We start from the raw sequence: 18,514 nt of genomic DNA on the forward strand, positions 1-18,514 counted from the left end.
GCGTAGCGATCAGGATGCCTAGCGGTCAGGGTGTTGGCCGGTATAACGGGCGATCAGCCGCGGATTGCCGTAGCCCCAGCGCTCCGCCTCGCTGGGGGCGTCCGGGGCCTCGTCGTCGTGCAGCCACTCGCGCCAGCTGGCGACCAGCAGGGCCATCAGCACCGGGCCCACGAACAGCCCCACCAGCCCCATGGTCTTCACGCCGCCGATCAGGCCGAAGAAGGTGGGCAGGAAGGGCAGCTTGATCGGCCCGCCGACCAGCCGCGGGCGCAGCGTCTTGTCGACCACGAACAGCTCGATTGCGCCCCACAGGAACAGCCCGATGCCGTTGGGCAGGTGGCCGGTGGCGATCAGATAGAGCGAGACCAGCGTGAAGGTGAGCGGGGCGCCGCCGGGGACCAGCGCCATGAAGGCGGTGATCACCCCGAGCACCACCGGCGACTGCACCCCGGCGATCCAGTAGGCGGTGCCCAGCACCACACCTTCGCCGAGGGCGATCAGCCCCATGCCGACCACGGTCGAACTGATGGTCGCCGGTACCACCCGCGAGAAGCGCTGCCAGCGCGCCGGCAGGATGCGCTCGCCGACGATATCCAGCTGGCGCGCCATGCCCACCCCATCGCGGTAGAGAAAGAACAGCGTGATCAGCATGAACAGCAGGGTGAGCGCGAGATGCACCGCATTGCTGCCGAGCGCCAGCACCCAGCGCGAGATATTGCCGATGTGCTCGCCACCCACCAGTTGGAGATAGGACTCCAGCGCATGCGGCTCGGCCAGATAGGTCTGCCACTGTTCGTGTACCCAACTGCCGATCCCCGGCAGCTCTGCGGCCCAGCCCGGCGCGGGAATGCCGTGCTGATTGGCGGCCAGCAGCCAGCCGATCCAGCCCTTGAGCTCCTGGAAGGCGTAGGTGCAGGCCATCACGATGGGAATCACCAGACACAGGATGATCAGCACCAGGGCGATGCTCGCGGCCAGGGTGCGACGCTGGCCGCAGCGCGCCAGCAGCCAGCGGTAGAGCGGCCAGCTGGCGACACAGATGATCAGCGCGGCGAGTACCGGAATCAGGAAGTCGATGAAGAAGTAGACGCCGGCGATCATCACCAGCACCAGCAGCCAGCGGGCGACGCTGGAATCGGCAAAGATAGGAGCCATGGATCTCCCTGATGGCAAGCGTGGAAGGCGACTCATCATACCCCAGCTCGGCGCGCTGGCGTCGAGTCTCGAGCGCGGCGGCTGGCATGAAAAAGGCCTCTCCTGAGAGAGGCCTTGGGTCCGGCATACGTCTCGCGGCTCAGGGCAGCTCTTCTTCGCCTTCGACGTTCTCCTTCTTCGCCGGGATCAGGTCCTGGCGCTCCAGCTTGAACACCAGCAGCAGCGCTGCGGCGACATAGACCGAAGAGAAGGTACCGGCGACGATCCCCAGGATCAGCGAGATCGAGAAGTTGTGGATCATGTCTCCGCCGAGGAAGAACAGCGCGAACAGCACCAGCAAGGTGGTGCCCGAGGTCGCCAAGGTACGGGACAGGGTCTGGTTGATCGCTTCGTTGAAGATCTGCGCCATGTCGTCGCTGCGCGAGAGCCGAATGTTCTCGCGGATACGGTCGTAGACGATGATGGTGTCGTTCAGCGAGTAGCCGATGACCGCCATGATCCCGGCCAGCACGGTGAGATCGAACTCCCACTGGAACAGCGCGAACAGCCCCAGCACGATCACCACGTCGTGGACCAGCGAGATCAGCGCGCACAGGGCGAACTTGTACTGGAAGCGGAAGGCGACGTAGATCGCGACCCCGGCCATCGCCACCAGCATGCCCAGACCGCTCTGGTCACGCAGCTGGCCGCCGACCTGGGCGCCGACGAACTCGGCGCGGACCAGATCGATCGAAGCGCCTTTGGCGTTGAGCGCGGCGACCACCTGATTGCCGACATCGTTGTTGAAGGTCTGCTGCAGGCGCACCAGCACTTCGTTGGCGGCACCGAAGGTCTGGACCTGGAAGTTCTCGAAGCCGTGGCTGGCGAGCAGGGCGCGCACGTCATCCAGCGAGGGCGCGGTGGCGTAGTGCAGCTCCACCACGGTGCCGCCGGTGAAGTCCAGACCCAGGTTGAGGTTGAGCAGCACGAGGGCACCGACCGAGACGATCGTCAGCACGATCGAGACGATGAAGGCGATGCGGCGTTTGCCCATGAAATCGAATTGGCGCATGGCTCGCGTCTCCTAGATCCAGAGTTTCTTCAACGGCTTGCCGCCGATGGAGAGATTGACGAGGGCACGCGACACCATGATGCCGGTGAACATCGAGGTCAGGATGCCGATCGACAGCGTCACCGCGAAGCCCTTGACCGGGCCGGTGCCGATGGAGAACAGCACCACCGCCACCAGCAGCGTGGTCAGGTTGGCGTCGACGATCGAGGTGAAGGCGCGCCCGTAGCCGGCGTGAATCGCTTGCTGTGCCGGTGTCTTGCGCCTGAGCTCCTCGCGTATGCGCTCGTAGATCAGCACGTTGGCATCCACCGCCATCCCCAGCGTGAGCACGATACCGGCAATGCCGGGCAGCGTCAGCGTGGCGCCCAGCAGCGACATGACCGCGATCAGCAGGGTGAGGTTGACCGCCAGGGCGACATTGGCGATGACGCCGAACGCCTTGTAGCGGATCAGCATGAAGGCCACCACCAGCAGCCCGCCGACGATCACCGAGAAGATCCCTCGTTGGATGTTCTGCGCCCCCAGGCTTGGCCCGATGGTGCTCTCCTGCACGAAGTAGATCGGCGCGGCGAGCGAACCGGAACGCAGCAGCAGGGCCAGCTCACGCGCTTCGGTCGGGGAGTCCAGACCGGTGATGCGGAAGCGGTTGCTCAGTGCGCTCTGGATGGTCGCCAGGCTGATGATGCTGCGCTCGGTGGAGGGGATGTGTTCCACCACCTGCTTGCCATCCTTCATCACTGTGCGTGTCTGGGTCTTGTGCTCGATATAGAGCACCGCCATGCTGCGGCCGATGTTGGTGCGGGTGGCCTGGTTCATCAGCGAACCGCCGGTGCCATCCAGGTTGATGTTGACCTGGGGGCGGCCGTTCTGGTCGAAGCCCTGGCTGGCGCTGGAGACGCGGTCACCGGTGATGATCACGTCACGCGACAGGGTCGCGGTGCGCTGCGGGTTGTTGCGGAACGGGAAGGTCTCGGTCTCGGAAGCCGGCGCATCCGGGCGCGCCTCGAGACGGAACTCCAGGTTGGCGGTGGCGCCGACGATGCGCTTGGCTTCGGCGGTGTCCTGCACCCCCGGCAGCTCGACCACGATACGGTTGGGGCCCTGGCGCTGGACCAGCGGCTCGGAAACCCCCAGCTCGTTGACGCGGTTGCGGATCGTGGTCAGGTTCTGCTCGACGGCGTAGTCCTGAATGTCCTTGATCGACTGCTCGGTGAGCGACATGTCGAGGAAGGCCCGGCGGCCCTCTTCGCGACTCTGCAGCTGGAACTCGCGGAAGTTCTGCCGGATCTGGTCGCGGGCGGCGTTACGATCCTCGACGTTGGCGAACTCGAGATGCAGCGCGTTGCCGTCGATCTCGGTGCCGCGGTAGCGGATGTGCTGGTCGCGCAGGTCGGCGCGGATCGCGCTGGCGGTGGCTTCCAGACGCTGCTTGACCGCGGCTTGCATGTCCACTTCGAGCAGGAAGTGCACGCCGCCGCGCAGGTCGAGGCCGAGTTTCATCGGGGTCGCGCCCAGGCTGGTCAACCACTCGGGCGTGGAGTCGGCCAGGTTGAGCGCCACGGTGTAGTTGTCGTCGAGCGCCTTGTCGATCGCGTCGCGCGCGGGTAACTGCTGTTCGGCGTTGTCGAGACGGATGAGGGCACTTGAGTTGCCGGTCATGTTGGCCGACTTGACCGCGATGCCGTCGTCGGCGAGAACTTGGGTCACACGCTCTAGCTGCTGGCTGTCCAGGGTGCCATTGGTCGTGCTGATCTGAACGGCGGGGTCCTGCGGATAAAGATTGGGTAACGCGTAGATGACACCGACGGCGAAGACGATGAGTATCAGCAGATACTTCCACAGGGGGTAACGATTGAGCATGGAAGCCCTGTCCTTTCATTCAATGACGATCGGGGGGATCGTCGTGCGAAGACTGTCGCGGAAATGAGGCAGGCCACCGGCGGTGATGCCGGTGGCCCGAAGGATTACAGCGACTTCAGGGTACCCTTGGGCAGGACGGAGGCCACGGCGCTTTTCTGCACGTTGACCACGGTGCCTTCGGCGATTTCCATGCTGATGAAGTCGTCGGTCACCTCGGTGATGCGGCCCATCAGCCCGCCGCCGATGACGATTTCGTCACCCTTGGAGAGGTTGGAGATCAGCTGCTTGTGCTGCTTGGCACGCTTGGACTGCGGGCGCCACAGCAGGAAATAGAAGATCAGCACGAAGCCGACCAGCATGATGATCTGGGCAATGCCACCACCGCCAGGTGCGGCTGCATCCTGGGCGTGTGCCGCAGGGATGAAAAAGTCCAGCATGGATGGTTCTCCGAAGTTGCGCGATGAAAGTCGCGAGAGTTGCGATGTGAACGGGTGATACGTTACGAGACTTACCAGGCCCGCCGGCGTCGCCACCGGCCAGCCCGTCTCTTGTCAGTCGACCCCAGGCGGTACGGGAAGCCCCCGCCGCCGATAGAATTGTGCTACGAAGTCGGCCAATGTACCCGCTTCGATAGCCCCGCGCAAACCGGCCATCAGGCGCTGGTAGTAGCGCAGATTGTGGATGGTGTTGAGCATCGAGCCGAGCATTTCGCCGCACCGATCGAGGTGGTGCAGATAGCCGCGGGAGAAGTGCTGGCAGGTGTAGCAGTAACAATCCGACTCCAGCGGCCGGGTATCGTGACGGTGGGTGGCGTTACGAATCTTCACCGTGCCTTCGGCGGTGAACAGGTGGCCGTTGCGGGCATTGCGGGTCGGCATCACGCAGTCGAACATGTCGACCCCGCGGCGTACGCCCTCGACCAGGTCCTCCGGCTTGCCCACGCCCATCAGATAGCGCGGCTGCTCTTCCGGCATCCACTGGGGCAGATAGTCGAGCACGCCGATCATCTCCTCCTTGGGCTCGCCCACCGAGAGACCGCCGATCGCCAGGCCATCGAAGCCGATCTCGAGCAGCCCCTCCAGCGAACGCTTGCGCAGCTCCGGGTACATGCCGCCCTGGACGATGCCGAACAGCGCCGAGGGCGAGTCGCCGTGGGCCTCGCGCGAGCGCTTGGCCCAGCGCAGCGAGAGCTCCATCGACTTCTGTGCCTCCTGCTCGGTGGCGGGGTAGGGGGTGCACTCGTCGAAGATCATCACGATGTCCGAGCCCAGCGAGCGCTGGACCGCCATCGACTCCTCCGGACCCATGAATACCTTGGCGCCATCCACCGGCGAGCGGAAGTGCACGCCCTGCTCGGTGATCTTGCGCATGGCACCCAGCGAGAACACCTGGAAACCGCCGGAGTCGGTGAGAATCGGACCCTGCCACTGGGAGAAGTCGTGCAGGTCGCCGTGACCCTCGATCACCTCGGTCCCCGGGCGCAGCCACAGGTGGAAGGTGTTGCCGAGAATGATCTCGGCGCCGATCGCCTCGACGTCACGCGGGGTCATCCCCTTGACCGTGCCGTAGGTGCCCACCGGCATGAAGGCGGGGGTCTCCACCGTGCCGCGGGGGAAGGTCAGGCGGCCGCGCCGGGCGCGGCCATCCTGGCCCAGGCGTTCGAACTTCATGAAGCTTTCGTGTCGCATAGAATTCTCTGTCTCTCGGCGCGCCGGCAATCGTGCGCAACGCTTGGGGCCACTCGGGGCCCGCTGAATGTCTTTCTTTCTATCTCTCTACGCTCGGCGACCTGGCTATCTCGCTAGCGCTCGGCGACCCTGCGATCGGCTCTCTCTTGCTCAGGTCACCGGCACTTGGGCGATGCGTGCCCGGACGATCACGCGTCTTGGCGCGTGAGGAACATGGCATCGCCGTAACTGAAGAAGCGGTACGCCTCCTCCACGGCAGCGGCATAAGCGCGCATCACGCTCTCATAGCCGGCAAAGGCAGAGACCAGCATCAGCAGCGTCGACTCCGGCAGGTGGAAGTTGGTGACCAGGGCATCCACGCAGCGCCAGCGATAGCCGGGATAGATGAAGATGTCGGTCTCGCCGCGGTAGGGCGCCAGGCGGCCATCGTCCTGGCTGGCGCTCTCCAGGCAGCGCACGCTGGTGGTGCCGATGGCGACGACACGCTTGCCCGCCTCCCGCGCCCGGTTGACGCTGGCGCAGACCTGCTCGTCGACCTCCAGCCACTCGCTGTGCATATGGTGCTCGCGGATATCGTCGACGCGCACCGGCTGAAAGGTACCGGCCCCCACGTGCAGAGTGACGAAGGCGATCTCGACCCCCTTGGCCCGCAGCGCCGCCATCATCGCCTCGTCGAAGTGCAAGCCGGCGGTGGGCGCGGCGACCGCGCCTTCGCGGCGGGCGTAGACGGTCTGATAGCGCTCGCGGTCGGCGAGTTCGTCCTCGCGGGTGATATAGGGTGGCAGCGGCATATGCCCGTGCTGTTCGAGCAGCGCGATCAGCGGGGTCTCGCCGAGGAAGCGCAGCTCGAACAGGGCGTCCTGCCGGCCTTCGACCACGGCGTGGATGCCGCCTTCGAAGATCAGCTCGGTGCCCGGCTTCGGCGACTTGCTGGCGCGCAGATGGGCCAGGCCGCGATGGGCATTCAGCGGGCGCTCCAGCAGCATCTCCACCTTGCCGCCACTCGCCTTCTGGCCGAACAGACGTGCCGGGATCACCCGCGTGTCGTTGAACACCACCACGTCGCCGGGTTCGAGATGTCCGAGCAGATCGGGGAAGCGTTCATGCGCCAGCGCCCCGGAAGGGCCATCGACGCACAGCAGGCGGCAATCGGTGCGCTGCTCGGAAGGGTAGCGAGCGATCAACTCGTCGGGGAGATCGAAATGGAAGTCGGCGCGCTGCATGGCACTCATGAATTGGCGAAAAAGGAATGACGTGACCGCAGGCGACCGCGGCCACTCGAAACAGGCCGCTGACGCGGCATCGAGGGCCGGCGGGCAACCCTCGCGAGGGCGCCATGATAAAGCAGGCGGGGAGCGAAGTCAGCGCAGTGATTGACGCAAAGGCCGGGGTCCGTATAATGCCACTCCGCTGCCGGCGTGGCGGAATTGGTAGACGCAGCGGATTCAAAATCCGCCGCTGGAAACAGTGTGTCGGTTCGAGTCCGACCGCCGGCACCATGCAAATCAAGCACTTATAGCGTTTTTCCCTCCGCTTGATTCCTGCTTTTTTCTCGATGTGTCAACGCAGTGTCAACCGATTTTCGGGGCGTACTTGATCGCGTCCGCGAGGTGGTCGGGGGACAGGTGTGCGTAGCGCATCGTCATCGTAATCGTCTGATGTCCCAGTATCTTTTGCAGCGTTAATACGTCGCCGCCATTCATCATGAAATGGCTGGCAAAGGTGTGGCGTAACACGTGCGTTCTCTGCCCCCTGGGGAGCTGAATCCCCGCCTCCTTGATCGCATCCGAAAACGGGTTATATCCGGTCGTTGGGAAGACGCGCCCGACCTTGGGGGCGTGTTCGATCAGCGTCTGGTAGAGCCCCGGATGCAGCGGGATGGTGCGGTTACGGCCGTTCTTGGTGCCGGTGAAGGTGACACGACCGTCACGGAGGTTTTCGGCGCGCAGATACTGGGCTTCCGACCAACGGGCACCGGTGGCGAGGCAGAGCCGGGTGATCAGGAGGGCATCCTTGTTGGCGCGACGGTCGAGGATCTCGAGCAGCCGGGCTATCTGGTCTTCGGTGAGGTAGCTGAGTTCGGTTTCGTCGAGGCGCAGCGGCTGGAGGCTGGCAAAGGGGTTGCCCTGGTGCCACTCGCCGAGCTTGGTCAGCTTGTTGAAGACGGCGCGCAGGTGGGCCTGATCGTGGTTGGCGGTGGTGGGCGTGATCCCTGAAGCCAGGCGCTTTTGCCGGAACCGTGCGGCGTCCATGGCGGTGATGGTGGAGGCTATCGGGTTGCCCATCATGTCGGCGAGGGCGAGCATCTGTGCGTAGCGACGCTTGCCGTCCTTGAGCGAGACGCCATGGAATTCATACCAGAGGCCGATGAGGTCACGCAGCCGCCGCTTGTCGCGTTTCTTGGGTGCGTAGTCTTCCCCCGCCGCAGCCTTGCCGAGCGTGAGGGTCATGAAGCGTTGGGCTTCCAGCTTGGTCGGAAACGTCTTGCGTATGCGCCGGTGCCCACGTCCTCCAGGTTGTATATCGACTTGCCAGCCGCTGGCTGTCTTTCTGATCGCCACTAGGCAGCCTTCCCGAGTAATCGCCTCTCGACCAGCCGCTGTTCGATGAGCTGGCGTAGCTGTCCCGCATCCAATCCCCGTCGGCGGTAGTAGTTGGCGATGTCGTCCCAGGCCCCGCAGCGGGAGAGCCCTTGCATGGCTTGCTGGATGGTGAAGCCCTGGCGTGCGTAGAGGGAGATGAGGTTACCCACGACCAGGGCGACGTTCTTTTCGTTGCCGAGCCCCGGGGCCTTGCGCGCTCGCTTGTAGAGGAGGTGGGGTTCGTGGTCGTAGAAGCGGGCGTCTTCCTGCAGGAGCTGCCACACGCAGTCGATGAGGTTGCGGGCGTGGTCGAGTCGATACTTGCCCATGGCGGTGCGCCAGAGGCCGGTGAGGTGGGGCACGGTGTCGGTGAAGCGCTTGAAGCCGTGGTCCATGTCGAGGCATTCGCCGGTGTCGACGTTGCAGGGGGTGCCCTGGGCGAACTCACGCAGCACCGACTGATGAAAGCGCATCTCGATTCGCCAGACCGGCTTGTCGGGGTTGTAGTCGGAGGCCATGGGGTCATCGCCGGCCGCTTTCTGCCAGATGCTCTCCCAGAAGTGGATCTTGTCGCGGTAGTGGGCCTCCTTGGTCTTGTTGTAGATGCAGCACTGGAGGGCGCCCGCGGTGCCGAACATGAAGGTTTCGGCGTTGCCGTAGGAGGTGGCGATGTGGCCGTGGTTGAAGCTGAAGTCGTCGATGCCGTTGATGCGCGTGACTTTCTTGGAGCGGGTGACGAAGCGTTCCATGAAGTCGGCGGGGGGCTGCCAGCCCTGGACGTCTAGCGCGAGGTGCACGGCACAGCCCATGGGCTCGACGTAGGCGAGGAGCTGCTTGGCGATGCTGTCCAGGTAGGCTTGCACGTCGGCGGTGCTGTGTTCGTGGATGAAGTGCGGAGAGAGCTCGATCTTGAGGTGGGTGCCGATGTCTTCGGCCTTCACGTGCCGGGCGTAGAACAGGACGATGACGCCCAGGTCGTTGTTCTGCAGGCGGTAGCGGAAGCCGCTTTGGGTGTTGCCCGCGCCGACGCTCCAGGTGGTGCCGAACAGGTCCATGGTGGCGCCCCGGCCTTCGCGGTAGACCTCGATGATTTGATCGAAGAGCGCCATGCAGGGCTTCCCGGCGTAGAGCTGGCGCACGGTGTCGACGCCTGCGTGGAGGAGCTTGATGTGATCGAGCTGGCGCTGGCCCTTGGGACTCAGGAACAAACGGCCTTTGGGATCTTCCCGATTCTCGATCAGGGAGGCGATGGAGTAGCGTTCCCAACGGTTCATAAAGTGTTCTCCTGATAAAGACGCTTAGTGACGGTTTATGGAGGTTTCGGAGGTCAATGTGCGAGACGTGTTACAGGGAGGGTCTCGCCTATCCAATGACTCGATGGTGATGCGTGTTTTTTCATAAGTCACTGTCCTGCATGAAGAAAAGCAGAATGGTTCAAGTGTTTTCCGTTACTGACAAACAGTGACGGCTAATGACACCTGCTTTTTTTTAGCCTTGGAGAATTAGGCAAGTTGGCAAGCGGCTGTCGACTCCCGTTGCCCGACGACAGATTCGTTTACCCCCACTCACTAGTCGTCGGTCCCCGGCAGTCCGTGTTGATCCCCTCATGACGTGATGCCTCCGGTAGCCAGGGTGATGACGAGCAGATGCAGCGGGTACCAGGAGAGCCGCAGGGGGCGCGGTATGGCCGGGACCGGTATGCGCCAGGAGAGAGACCCGTTGGCCAGCAGGATGAGCACGACGGCGGTAGCGAGGCTGACGACCATGCGGGCCGGGGTGGCGTTGACGAGGATCGAGGTGAACAGGACCGGGATGGTGGCGGCGGTGTGCTGGGGATAGCGGAACGCCAGGGCGAACGCGGGCACCAGCAGCAGCCCGAGGAGGCCATATTCGATCCAGGGATCGATAGCGAGGGCGAGCACCAGCAGCACGAGCCCGGCGGCGAGCTGTAGAGTGCGCTCCTCGAGACGAACCAGCAGCACCACAACGAGCAGCCCCAGGCCCAGGGTAAAGCAGACGTTGAGCTTGTCCGGGGTGACGACCAGGGCGTAAGGGAGTTGGGCGACGAGGCCGACCAGGAGCAGACGACAGCCGTAGCGCAGCGGGCGGCGGGTGTTGTGCAGCAGATGCCACGCGACCATCCCAGCGAACAGCGGGAAGGCGATGCGCCCGACCAGGATCGCCCAGGGCACGGCGGGGGAGTCTGGCCAGATGAACTTGGTGGCGTGTTCCAGCGACATGGCGAGAATCGCGAGCCACTGGGCGAGCGGTATCCAGGCGTTGGTGCGCGTCATGAGGCGGCCTCCCGGGTAGGCAGCACGGTGGCTTGCAGCAGCACATAGAGGTTGCTGGTCTGGTGGCTGGTCGAGGTGGAGCGGAACAGGGCGCCGATGACGGGGATGTCGGAGAGCACCGGCACGCGGTTCTGCTGCTGCCGATTCTCTTCGGAGACGAGGCCGCCCAGGAGCACCGACTGGCCGGAGTGAATCTGTACCGTGGTGTTGATGCTGCGCTGGTTGGTGATGATGTCGGACGCCAGCACGGAGTCGGTGAGGCTGTCGGCGGCGGTACCCACGTCCATGACGATCAGGCCCGAGGGGGTGACCACCGGCAGCACGTTGAGGGTGATGCCGATATCGCGGCGCTCGATGGTCTGGAAGGGGTTTTCGATGTTGGCCGCTTCGCCGGTGACCCGCCCGGTGATGAAGGGGACATTCTGGCCGACCGAGATGGTGCCGCGCTGGCCGGAGAGCGCCAGTATCTGGGGCGTCGAGAGAACACGGGCGTTGGAGTCGCGGCGGATCGCGTTGACGGCCAGGGCCAGCACGTCGCCGTCGAAGATGCCGAACGAGCCACCGGGCACCGAGAGCGCGCGGCCGAGCCCGGAGGTGTTGAAGCCCCCGGCGGGGTTGCTGCCAGCGCGGGCGCGGCCAAACGAGACGCCGAGGTCGAGGGTGTCGCCGTCGTTGGTTTCGAAGATCAGGGCGCGGATGAGCACCTGGGCGCGGGTGACGTCGATCTGGGGCAGCAGCCGTTCGAGCGCCTGGATGCGGTCGGGGGGACCGCTGACCAAGAGCGCGTTAGCGGCGTGCAGCACCTGGGCGCGGGATGACTGAAGGCTACCGGGCGTGCTCTGGGCCAGGAAGGCGTCGACCAGGGGCGCGAGATCGCCGGCGCGTAGGTGGTTGATCGGCAGCACGCGGGAGACGCTGGGCTCCCGAGGGGCCGGGGTGGCGATACGGCTCATGAACGTCTGGTCGGCCTTGGCCGGGACCAGGGTCGGCGGGTTGCCGGGGGCGAGCTGATAGCCGTGGGACTGCATGACGCCCTGGAAGAACTCGGGGAGCTGATCGGGCGGCACGTCCGGGGCGTAGACGGTGAGGGTGCCGTTGACGCGCGGGTCGATGGCGATGGGCGTGGCGGTTTCCTGGCTGTACCAGTGCACGAAGTCGCGCACGTCCGCGTCCTGCATGTCGATGGGCATGGCGTGGGCGGTGGACGTGAGCAGCAGGGCGCCAGCGGTGAGGGCCGCGCGGGCGAGATTAGCAACCGATGTCGACATGGTGGGCTCCAGAGCCGAGGCGGAGATGACAGGCACCCATCGGGATGACGTCGAGGCCGAGGCGTTCGAGGTCGTCGCTGGTGGTGGGCCGGTGGTCGCCGTCCAGGAGGCGGTAGGTGGTGCGGTCGCCCAGTTGGGCGTAGCCGGTGATGCGCGCGCGGTCGAAGCGGGAGAGATCGAGTGCGGGCGCAGGATCGGGCGTGGCCTCGAGGTCGGCGTTGCGGGCGTCGACCTGATCGACGACGAGCACGGACGTGGTGAGGACGATGCCCAGGAGAAAAGCCAGGGTGACCAGAAGCGGGCGGTTGAAGCGCTTCCAGTAGATACGGGTCATGCGCATGTAGAACCTCGCATCGCGGGGGACGCGGAACACGCCATGGGTGAGCCACGGCGGCAGCATCGAGTAGGTCTGGTGCGGGTAAGCGTCGGAGAAGGCTTGCTTGGTGTCGTAGGCCGGGTAGAGCGCGCGGCCGGTGTAGGTCCAGCGTTCGACGACGAGGCTTTGCGGGGAGTCGCCGTATTTGACGATGCCGAGGTGGAGCTTGGGCATCGGCAGCTTGCCCCCGGCGAACATCGACCAGAGGGAGCCGATGATCGGAAGCGAGAGCCGATCGAGGCGGCGGCAGTAGACGACGTGCTCAGCCAGCGCCACGCGGGCCTGCTTATCCATGATCGAGAGATCCTGGATCAAGAAGATGATGTCCCAGCCGAGCTTGCGCGCGTGCAGGAACCAGTCGATGACCGCCTGGCGCGACTTGTCGGCCCAGGAGCGGGAGTTGAACCAGGTGCCGCACTCATCGAGCACCAGGAGGCCGTTCTTGGCTTCGTCGTAGGTGTCGTTGCCACGGCCGATGGCTTCCAGGTCGGCGAGCTGGGGCTTGTCGGGGATGCGATAGACGCGGGTGTTGCGCGCGCGTTCGCCGACCAGCTTATGCAGGCGCAGGTCGAGGTTGGTGGCCACCGGGCAGCCGTGGTTGAGCTTGTCCTTGATCTTGCCCACGGCGACGAGCGTCTTGCCCGCGCCCAGTTTGCCGGTGACGACATAGACCGCCATCACACACCCCCAAGGCCCAGCACGCGGTCTTTGACGTGCAGGGCCATGACCGTGAACTTGGCCAGCACGATGGCCGAGACACAGGTAGAGAAGTTGTCGGGCAGGATGCGGTTGACGCCATCGGCCAGCACCGAGGGCATGGCCACGGTGAGGCTATCGACGATGCTGGAAATCACGTCGGCGGTGCCGGTGATCAGGGCGACGAAAATCCCGACCTTGATCAGGAACAGGCCGAAGCGGGCGACCTTGAGCCAGAAGAAGAACTGGAGAAACCACGTCCCGAAGTGCTTGAAAAAGTTACGCGCCAGCGGAATCAGGGCGGTGAAGAGCAGCCGAACGAGCGCACCCATGGTCAGCCCTCCGAGGCGCTGCGATAGGACAGCGCGATCATGGTGATTTGGTAGCAGGTGAAGAAGAACAGCAGCCAGGAGAGCGCGGCCTTGATCAGATCGAAGACGCGGCACTCGATGGTGACGGTGTGGCCTTGGAAGCTGAAGGTGAGCGGGACACAGCCGCCGCCACCGGGAATCTCGGGGAGCCAAGCGGTGGCCACGCCTTTGACGTAGCTAAGGCCCTTGCCCAGGAGGCTGCTGTCATCCTCGAACAGGTCGCGATAGCGCTGGGTGATCTCGCCCTGTACGTCTTCGTTCTGGGTATCGAGCTGGCTCATCAGGTCGTCGGTGAGGCCCTGGCCATCGAACTCGCTCTCGACATCGGCCGCGGTAGGGGCGCCGTCCTGGTTGGTGAAGGTGTCGACGAGGTTGGAAAAGCCGTTGTTGATCGCCTTGCGCACGCCGCCGATGGCATCCAGTACGGCGTCGAGGCCATCGCCGGGTTCTTCGCTCTCTTCGCCGTCGCCGCTGTCGTTGTTGCCGCTGTCGCTGCTGCCGGTATCGCCTTCGGAGGGCGTATCGGTGTCGTCGGGGGGCGTGGCGTCATCATCGGTCGAGGTATCACCGCCACCGGTCGAGGTGTCACCCCCGGTGGAGCCACCACCGGAAGATCCGCCACCGCCATCGGATGAGCCGCCACCGGTACTACCACCCCCACCGGAAGCGCCACCCCCACCGGAAGCGCCACCACCGCCGCCACCCGATGAGCCACCGCCCCCGGTCGATCCACCGCCCGATGAGCCACCGCCCCCGGTCGATCCACCGCCCGATGAGCCGCCACCCACAGTCGATCCCCCATCGCTGCCCGATCCGGTATCGCCACCACCGGTATTGCCCCCGGTGTCGGTGCCGCCGTCATCGGTCACCGGGTTACCGTCGTCGCCGATATGGATGGTGTTGATGTCACTCGATTGGCCGGTGTAGCAGTAGCTTTTGCCACCGGATGAGTAGGAGCCGTTGGCGCAGCTCGATGGGTTGTCGGTGAGTTGAAACGGTGACTCTTCGACGGTCGCGCCTTCGGCATCGGGGTCGTTCGGTTCGCCGGTGGATTCGGCGCGCCAGACGGTAGAACACTCTTGAGTGCCGTCGGGATTATTGGTGCAGAAGGTGACGCCGGGCGTCTGGTAGAGCTTGCAGGCGCCGGTATTGACGTAGGCATTGGCGGTATTGAGGGAGCCAGACGGGACCGTCACCGAGCGCATCTCGCCACCGTAAGCGGCTTGGCACTGCTCATCGGTATAAGCGATGTTGTAAATCGTATCCGCCGCCAAATCGGAGGCGGGGATGTCGGCGGGTGATCCGAGATATTTGAAGACGGAGTAAGCGTAAGGACGGGTGCGATATACCTTGCTGATGCCGTCGTCGCCGGTTTTCTTTTCGCACCACGTACTGTTCGGATCGGTCTTGATTCTTAATGGCAAGTTGCCTTTGGTGATGCGCAGGGCTTCCTGGTAGGTAGAGCGGCGTTCCGCAGAGAGCGCCATAGAGCACGTTGAGGCTTTGCGGTAGCCCGATGACACGACGAACGACCAGTCATCGGCGCGGGAAGGCAAAGAGATCGCCAGTAAGAACAGCAGTAGAAGACTTCTCATAACGCACCCATGAAAAAGGGGCCTCGAAAGGCCCCTGGCGACCGGCCCCGGTATGCGCCCAGGGCGGACAGCGGGACCGGTTTAACCACCGGATCAGGTGGCCTTGTTGGCGAACTTCTTGAACAGCCCGATGGCGAGCAGCGAGCCGACGATGGCGGTAACCACCGGCCACGCTTCGCCAGCCATGCTGCTGGCTTGGCTGGAGAGTTCGGAGAAGGCCTGAGAGGCAGCCGAGCCGCCGGAGTCGGAGGCCATGGCGGCGCTGGCCGTGGCGATGGTGCCGACGCCGATCATGGCGACCTTGCCGGGGATCGAACGGGCGGCGTTGCGGGTCGTGACGAGCGCGTCTTTCAGTTGGGTTTTCATAGGGTTTTCTCCGCAAATTGCTTGAACGCGAGTGTGGTTTTGCCCCACGCCCAACCGAGGGCGTAGGCGCCGAGCAGGTAGCCGATGAGTTCCGAGGGGCTCATCGTTGGCCACCCTTGATTGCACCGAGCCCGAACGCGAGGACGAGCCCGATACAAAAGGTGAGGAGCCACAGGGCATTGAACTGGTCGTCAGTCATCTGTGGTTCCTCCTAAGTCGTTGACGGTCGAGGCGAGGGCGTCAGTTGGCCTTGGCCGTGTCGGCCTTGGCGCTCGAAGGTGCCGCACCCGCGCCCTTGGGGAGGCGCACGGCGATGACGTGCATCGAGGTGGTTTGCTGCTTGTTCTGGCCGGCGCGAACCATGCGCAGCTCGATATCGAGTTCGAGATTGCACGGCAGCTCGACCCCGGCGTTACGAATCTGATCGACGATGGAGAAGTCGGCGGACATGTCGGAGCACTGCATACCGACTTGGTTGTCGTTGTCGGCGTCGACTTCGTTGATGACGCTGACCTTGCCGCCCTTGCGGCCATCGAATTCGTAGCGGGAAGCACCGGAAACGCGGGCGATGATGGTGTTGATCATGGACATGGTGAGGTTCCTTTCAGCGTTGGTACCGGGTTGCCAGGATGTGGCAGTGGCGAGCGAGTACGACTAGCTCAGTGAGATCGGACGACTCGGGGTCGAGCATCCGGGTTAGGTGTTCCGCCTGGGCGTAGAGCAGGGCGGCGTGACCGTAGTCACGGCCCTGGAGGCACCGCTTGGCCCGCTCCCTCAAGACTCGGGGCTCCGGGCAGGCGGCTACCCACCCTTGCCCGTCGTCCATCGGTCGGGATGCACGGCGGCCGATCCCGCGCCCCCCGTCAACCCGTGCTGCGCAGGGTATGACGGGGGGCGCGGTGCCGGCCTGGGAAGCCGTGCGACCGATGGGCGACGGGTGACGGGCAGGCAGCAACATGACTTAGGCCCCGGAGTCCGGGCGGGCCGGGGTGGTGCCCCCTTCCAACGGCGAGCGGTCGCCGCTTTCCAGCAGGGTCAGGCCGTATTGCATAAGCCGTTCGCCCAGGGCGGAAGGGGTCAGGCGGTTGGTGCCTGCCTGGACGAGAAACCGGGAGTGGTCGCTCTGGTCCAGGAACACACGAACGGGCTGTTTCTTGGTCGTGGTCATTGGGTGTTCCTCAGGGTGGGGACTGCGTGGCGATGACCGGCCACGAAACGCGACACGGTCGGGGGAATAAAAAGCGCCCGGGTACCGGCAGAGGCAGGCGACGGGGGGAGCGAGCCACCGGTGACCTGGGCGAAGGGGAACGCGGTATTGGCGGGGCGTGGGTCGGCCCCGGCCTGGATGTCAGCGGCAGTGACGCGGCGATAGGTGCCGTCGGTGTAGTGCAAAAGGTTGTAGGTCAACGCCGGGTAGACGTTGAAGACGCGCTTGGCGGGACGCGCAACGGGCACGGGCTCGAGCGATGCGCATTCAGGAGTGAACGCGAGATCGCGAGACCCGTTGCCCTGGCTGGGGTCATTCCAGGTGCGCTGATCGATCAGAACGCGGGATAAGCGGCGCTGGGCATCCAGACTATCGAGGACGAGCTGATAGAAGCTCTTGGCACACTGGGAGTTGCAGATAGCCCGAGCGCGAGACCTCAGTTGGCGGTAAGCCAGACGTAGAGCAAGCCGAGACACAAGACGTAGGGCAGCGGATCGATCAGCGACGACGACATGGCCGCGAGCCTCAAGAAAACGGATAGGGCGCCAGAATGCGCGATGGAAGTCGACGGCGTGGGCTGCCGTGGGGGCGGTGTGCTTACGGATGACACCCGCGAACTCGCCGTCGAGGTAAAAGGCCGTGCCCTTGGCTGGGTCATCAGCGACGAGGTTGGCGAACGTGACCTGGATCATCCCCAGTCATCCCCTTCCAGCAGCTCGGCCTGGAGTAGGGCGATGTTGATCATGCGGTGGCGGCCCAACTTGTAGGAGGGCAGGTAACCACGGCGCAAGTGCCCCTCGATGATGTCGATGGAGAGGCCCGTGAGTAGCGAGAAGCGCTCTTTGGTCATCAGGGGCACGATGGCCGGGACCTGGGGCGATTTGCTGGGTTCCATTGTCGTAAGCCGCCTTTGTTTGTCTGTGATAGGCTTTTTGGTGTGCTATTAACCAATAGGTAGAATCCTACTCAGTGAGTAAGATGCTACCCGTGTAGGATCGTACTCGCAATGGACGAAGGAAAAAAAATCCGTGAGATCAGAGAACTTTTTGATCTAAGCAGGCCGCAGTTTGCTGATAAAACGGGCATAAGCGTGCACACCATCCACAGCACAGAGCTGGGCCGGATGAAGTGCTCAATTGAGACGCTGAGGGCTGTACAGAAGGCATACCCGCAGTTTGCGAAATGGCTGAATGAGATCCCGCTTGAAGATGGGGATGGACAGTCGACTCCTGAGATAGAGAGAACACGAGATCGGCTGAAGCCGACCGGAACGGATACCGAGTCGCAAGGCAAGTAGCTGAACGCTGGTACCGGGGAACAGGGAATTAGTGCTGGGTGGGTTAAAGGAGAGAGCGCGTAGACGCTCAACACTGCCAAGGATCTACCATTGGATTTGAACATGAGGTGACGGCCTGAAGTAAAGAAAAAGGGGGGGGGAAATGTGGGCGGATCTCATTCTGAGAGGGATGATTGGAGTAGTGCTGCTTTTATCCTTCAACGGCAGCGTGAATATGTTGTCTGAAAGACCTCCTGCACCTACCGAAGATGAAGTTCGTCTTTATGGTTTGAAAAATATAATAAGGCATAATAGAGAGCGCATTAACAGCTTTGCTCTCGATCCTGTTAGGATTTATAGGTATCAAAGCAGTGATCAAATGTTTGTCGATCTGAATGCTTGGAATAAACAGCAGCTATACGGTAAAGAAACATACGATATCTATGGCAAAAGAACTGGGGTTCGCTACTCAAAAACAATAAAAGTGTATTTTGACTGCGGCAGCAGGCAAGATGCCCATTGCTATGCAGTTGATGTAAGAAATTATGCCGGACAATACGCCTCGGATGCTCAAAACGGGATCTGTTCGAATGAAATGCTAGATGAGATAAAGAGCGTAGGAATAGATAGCGTTGCATTTTATATCCCAGGCATAAAAAAGCCAGTAGCGACATGCACGAATGGTTTTTGGTTGGTGGACTCTCGGCGTGATAACTAATAAAGCATGGA

At 63.4% G+C, this 18,514-nt stretch carries 21 protein-coding genes and 1 tRNA gene; 3 read left to right on the top strand and 19 right to left on the bottom strand.

All coding sequences use genetic code 11. The annotated features are described in order from the left end of the window. Positions 1–18 precede the first annotated feature (18 nt). The 6 genes from DOM66_RS14600 to queA all read right to left on the bottom strand — a co-directional run bounded on the left by DOM66_RS14600 (position 19) and on the right by queA (position 6,977). The gene (locus DOM66_RS14600; protein WP_110674787.1) at positions 19–1,155 is read right to left on the bottom strand and encodes an AI-2E family transporter; all 1,137 of its coding nucleotides are present in this window, start codon (positions 1,153–1,155) and stop codon (positions 19–21) included. Between the two features lie 139 nt (positions 1,156–1,294). Beyond that, positions 1,295–2,206: a protein translocase subunit SecF gene (secF, locus tag DOM66_RS14605; protein WP_110674786.1), complete on the bottom strand. Its 912-nt coding sequence runs from the start codon at positions 2,204–2,206 to the stop codon at positions 1,295–1,297. 12 nt (positions 2,207–2,218) lie between these two features. Then, entirely contained in the window at positions 2,219–4,066 is a 1,848-nt protein-coding gene (secD, locus tag DOM66_RS14610) for a protein translocase subunit SecD (protein WP_110674785.1), read from the bottom strand. 104 nt (positions 4,067–4,170) lie between these two features. After that, on the bottom strand, positions 4,171–4,503 hold the full coding sequence (gene yajC, locus DOM66_RS14615) for a preprotein translocase subunit YajC (protein ID WP_106419738.1): 333 nt from the start codon (positions 4,501–4,503) through the stop codon (positions 4,171–4,173). A gap of 114 nt (positions 4,504–4,617) precedes the next feature. Then, positions 4,618–5,736 (bottom strand): tRNA guanosine(34) transglycosylase Tgt, encoded by a 1,119-nt coding sequence (gene tgt / locus DOM66_RS14620; protein ID WP_110690664.1) that lies wholly within the window; start codon positions 5,734–5,736, stop codon positions 4,618–4,620. Between the two features lie 206 nt (positions 5,737–5,942). After that, positions 5,943–6,977 carry a tRNA preQ1(34) S-adenosylmethionine ribosyltransferase-isomerase QueA gene (gene queA, locus DOM66_RS14625; RefSeq protein WP_110690665.1) on the bottom strand — a complete coding sequence of 345 codons (1,035 nt, stop codon included), beginning with the start codon at positions 6,975–6,977 and terminating at the stop codon, positions 5,943–5,945. A 189-nt stretch (positions 6,978–7,166) separates the two neighbouring features. On the opposite strand from queA, the gene DOM66_RS14630 reads away from it, so the two are divergent. After that, positions 7,167–7,253, top strand: a tRNA-Leu gene (locus tag DOM66_RS14630). Between the two features lie 72 nt (positions 7,254–7,325). On the opposite strand, the gene DOM66_RS14635 is transcribed toward DOM66_RS14630, so the two are convergent. From DOM66_RS14635 to DOM66_RS14700, 13 genes are all read right to left on the bottom strand, one after another. Next, positions 7,326–8,204 (bottom strand): phage integrase, encoded by an 879-nt coding sequence (locus tag DOM66_RS14635; protein WP_245392451.1) that lies wholly within the window; start codon positions 8,202–8,204, stop codon positions 7,326–7,328. A 110-nt stretch (positions 8,205–8,314) separates the two neighbouring features. Next, complete coding sequence (locus DOM66_RS14640; protein ID WP_110690667.1) at positions 8,315–9,610, bottom strand: hypothetical protein; 1,296 nt, start codon at positions 9,608–9,610, stop codon at positions 8,315–8,317. A 330-nt stretch (positions 9,611–9,940) separates the two neighbouring features. Then, positions 9,941–10,630: a TraX family protein gene (locus DOM66_RS14645; RefSeq protein WP_110690668.1), complete on the bottom strand. Its 690-nt coding sequence runs from the start codon at positions 10,628–10,630 to the stop codon at positions 9,941–9,943. After that, positions 10,627–11,898, bottom strand: a complete 1,272-nt coding sequence (locus tag DOM66_RS14650; protein WP_110690669.1) for a secretin N-terminal domain-containing protein — start codon at positions 11,896–11,898, stop codon at positions 10,627–10,629. The genes DOM66_RS14645 and DOM66_RS14650 overlap by 4 nt, the downstream gene beginning before the upstream one ends. Next, positions 11,879–12,952, bottom strand: a complete 1,074-nt coding sequence (locus DOM66_RS14655; protein WP_110690670.1) for a zonular occludens toxin domain-containing protein — start codon at positions 12,950–12,952, stop codon at positions 11,879–11,881. The genes DOM66_RS14650 and DOM66_RS14655 overlap by 20 nt, the downstream gene beginning before the upstream one ends. Beyond that, entirely contained in the window at positions 12,952–13,302 is a 351-nt protein-coding gene (locus DOM66_RS14660) for a DUF5455 family protein (protein ID WP_110690671.1), read from the bottom strand. Before DOM66_RS14660 ends, DOM66_RS14655 begins: the two co-directional genes overlap by 1 nt. A gap of 2 nt (positions 13,303–13,304) precedes the next feature. Beyond that, a complete protein-coding gene (locus tag DOM66_RS19615; RefSeq protein WP_188115192.1) occupies positions 13,305–14,936 on the bottom strand; it encodes a hypothetical protein in 1,632 nt (543 codons plus the stop codon). 93 nt (positions 14,937–15,029) lie between these two features. Then, complete coding sequence (locus tag DOM66_RS14675) at positions 15,030–15,302, bottom strand: major coat protein (protein ID WP_110690673.1); 273 nt, start codon at positions 15,300–15,302, stop codon at positions 15,030–15,032. Between the two features lie 100 nt (positions 15,303–15,402). Continuing rightward, a complete protein-coding gene (locus DOM66_RS20095) occupies positions 15,403–15,501 on the bottom strand; it encodes a tail virion protein G7P-2 (protein WP_223161995.1) in 99 nt (32 codons plus the stop codon). A 41-nt stretch (positions 15,502–15,542) separates the two neighbouring features. Then, complete coding sequence (locus DOM66_RS14680; protein ID WP_110690674.1) at positions 15,543–15,893, bottom strand: hypothetical protein; 351 nt, start codon at positions 15,891–15,893, stop codon at positions 15,543–15,545. 370 nt (positions 15,894–16,263) lie between these two features. Continuing rightward, complete coding sequence (locus tag DOM66_RS14690) at positions 16,264–16,470, bottom strand: hypothetical protein (protein ID WP_110678998.1); 207 nt, start codon at positions 16,468–16,470, stop codon at positions 16,264–16,266. Then, positions 16,467–17,201 (bottom strand): hypothetical protein, encoded by a 735-nt coding sequence (locus DOM66_RS14695; protein ID WP_110690675.1) that lies wholly within the window; start codon positions 17,199–17,201, stop codon positions 16,467–16,469. The genes DOM66_RS14690 and DOM66_RS14695 overlap by 4 nt, the downstream gene beginning before the upstream one ends. After that, positions 17,198–17,404 (bottom strand): DNA-binding protein, encoded by a 207-nt coding sequence (locus DOM66_RS14700; RefSeq protein WP_110675377.1) that lies wholly within the window; start codon positions 17,402–17,404, stop codon positions 17,198–17,200. Before DOM66_RS14700 ends, DOM66_RS14695 begins: the two co-directional genes overlap by 4 nt. Before the next feature lie 111 nt (positions 17,405–17,515). Between DOM66_RS14700 and DOM66_RS14705 the strand changes: the two genes are divergently transcribed. Together DOM66_RS14705 and DOM66_RS19620 are read left to right on the top strand one after the other, a co-directional pair. Further along, on the top strand, positions 17,516–17,806 hold the full coding sequence (locus DOM66_RS14705; RefSeq protein WP_110690676.1) for a helix-turn-helix transcriptional regulator: 291 nt from the start codon (positions 17,516–17,518) through the stop codon (positions 17,804–17,806). A gap of 142 nt (positions 17,807–17,948) precedes the next feature. Beyond that, positions 17,949–18,503 (top strand): hypothetical protein, encoded by a 555-nt coding sequence (locus DOM66_RS19620; RefSeq protein ID WP_157959059.1) that lies wholly within the window; start codon positions 17,949–17,951, stop codon positions 18,501–18,503. The last annotated feature ends 11 nt before the right edge of the window (positions 18,504–18,514 follow it).

The organism is Salinicola endophyticus (assembly GCF_003206575.1).
GTDB lineage: Bacteria > Pseudomonadota > Gammaproteobacteria > Pseudomonadales > Halomonadaceae > Salinicola > Salinicola endophyticus.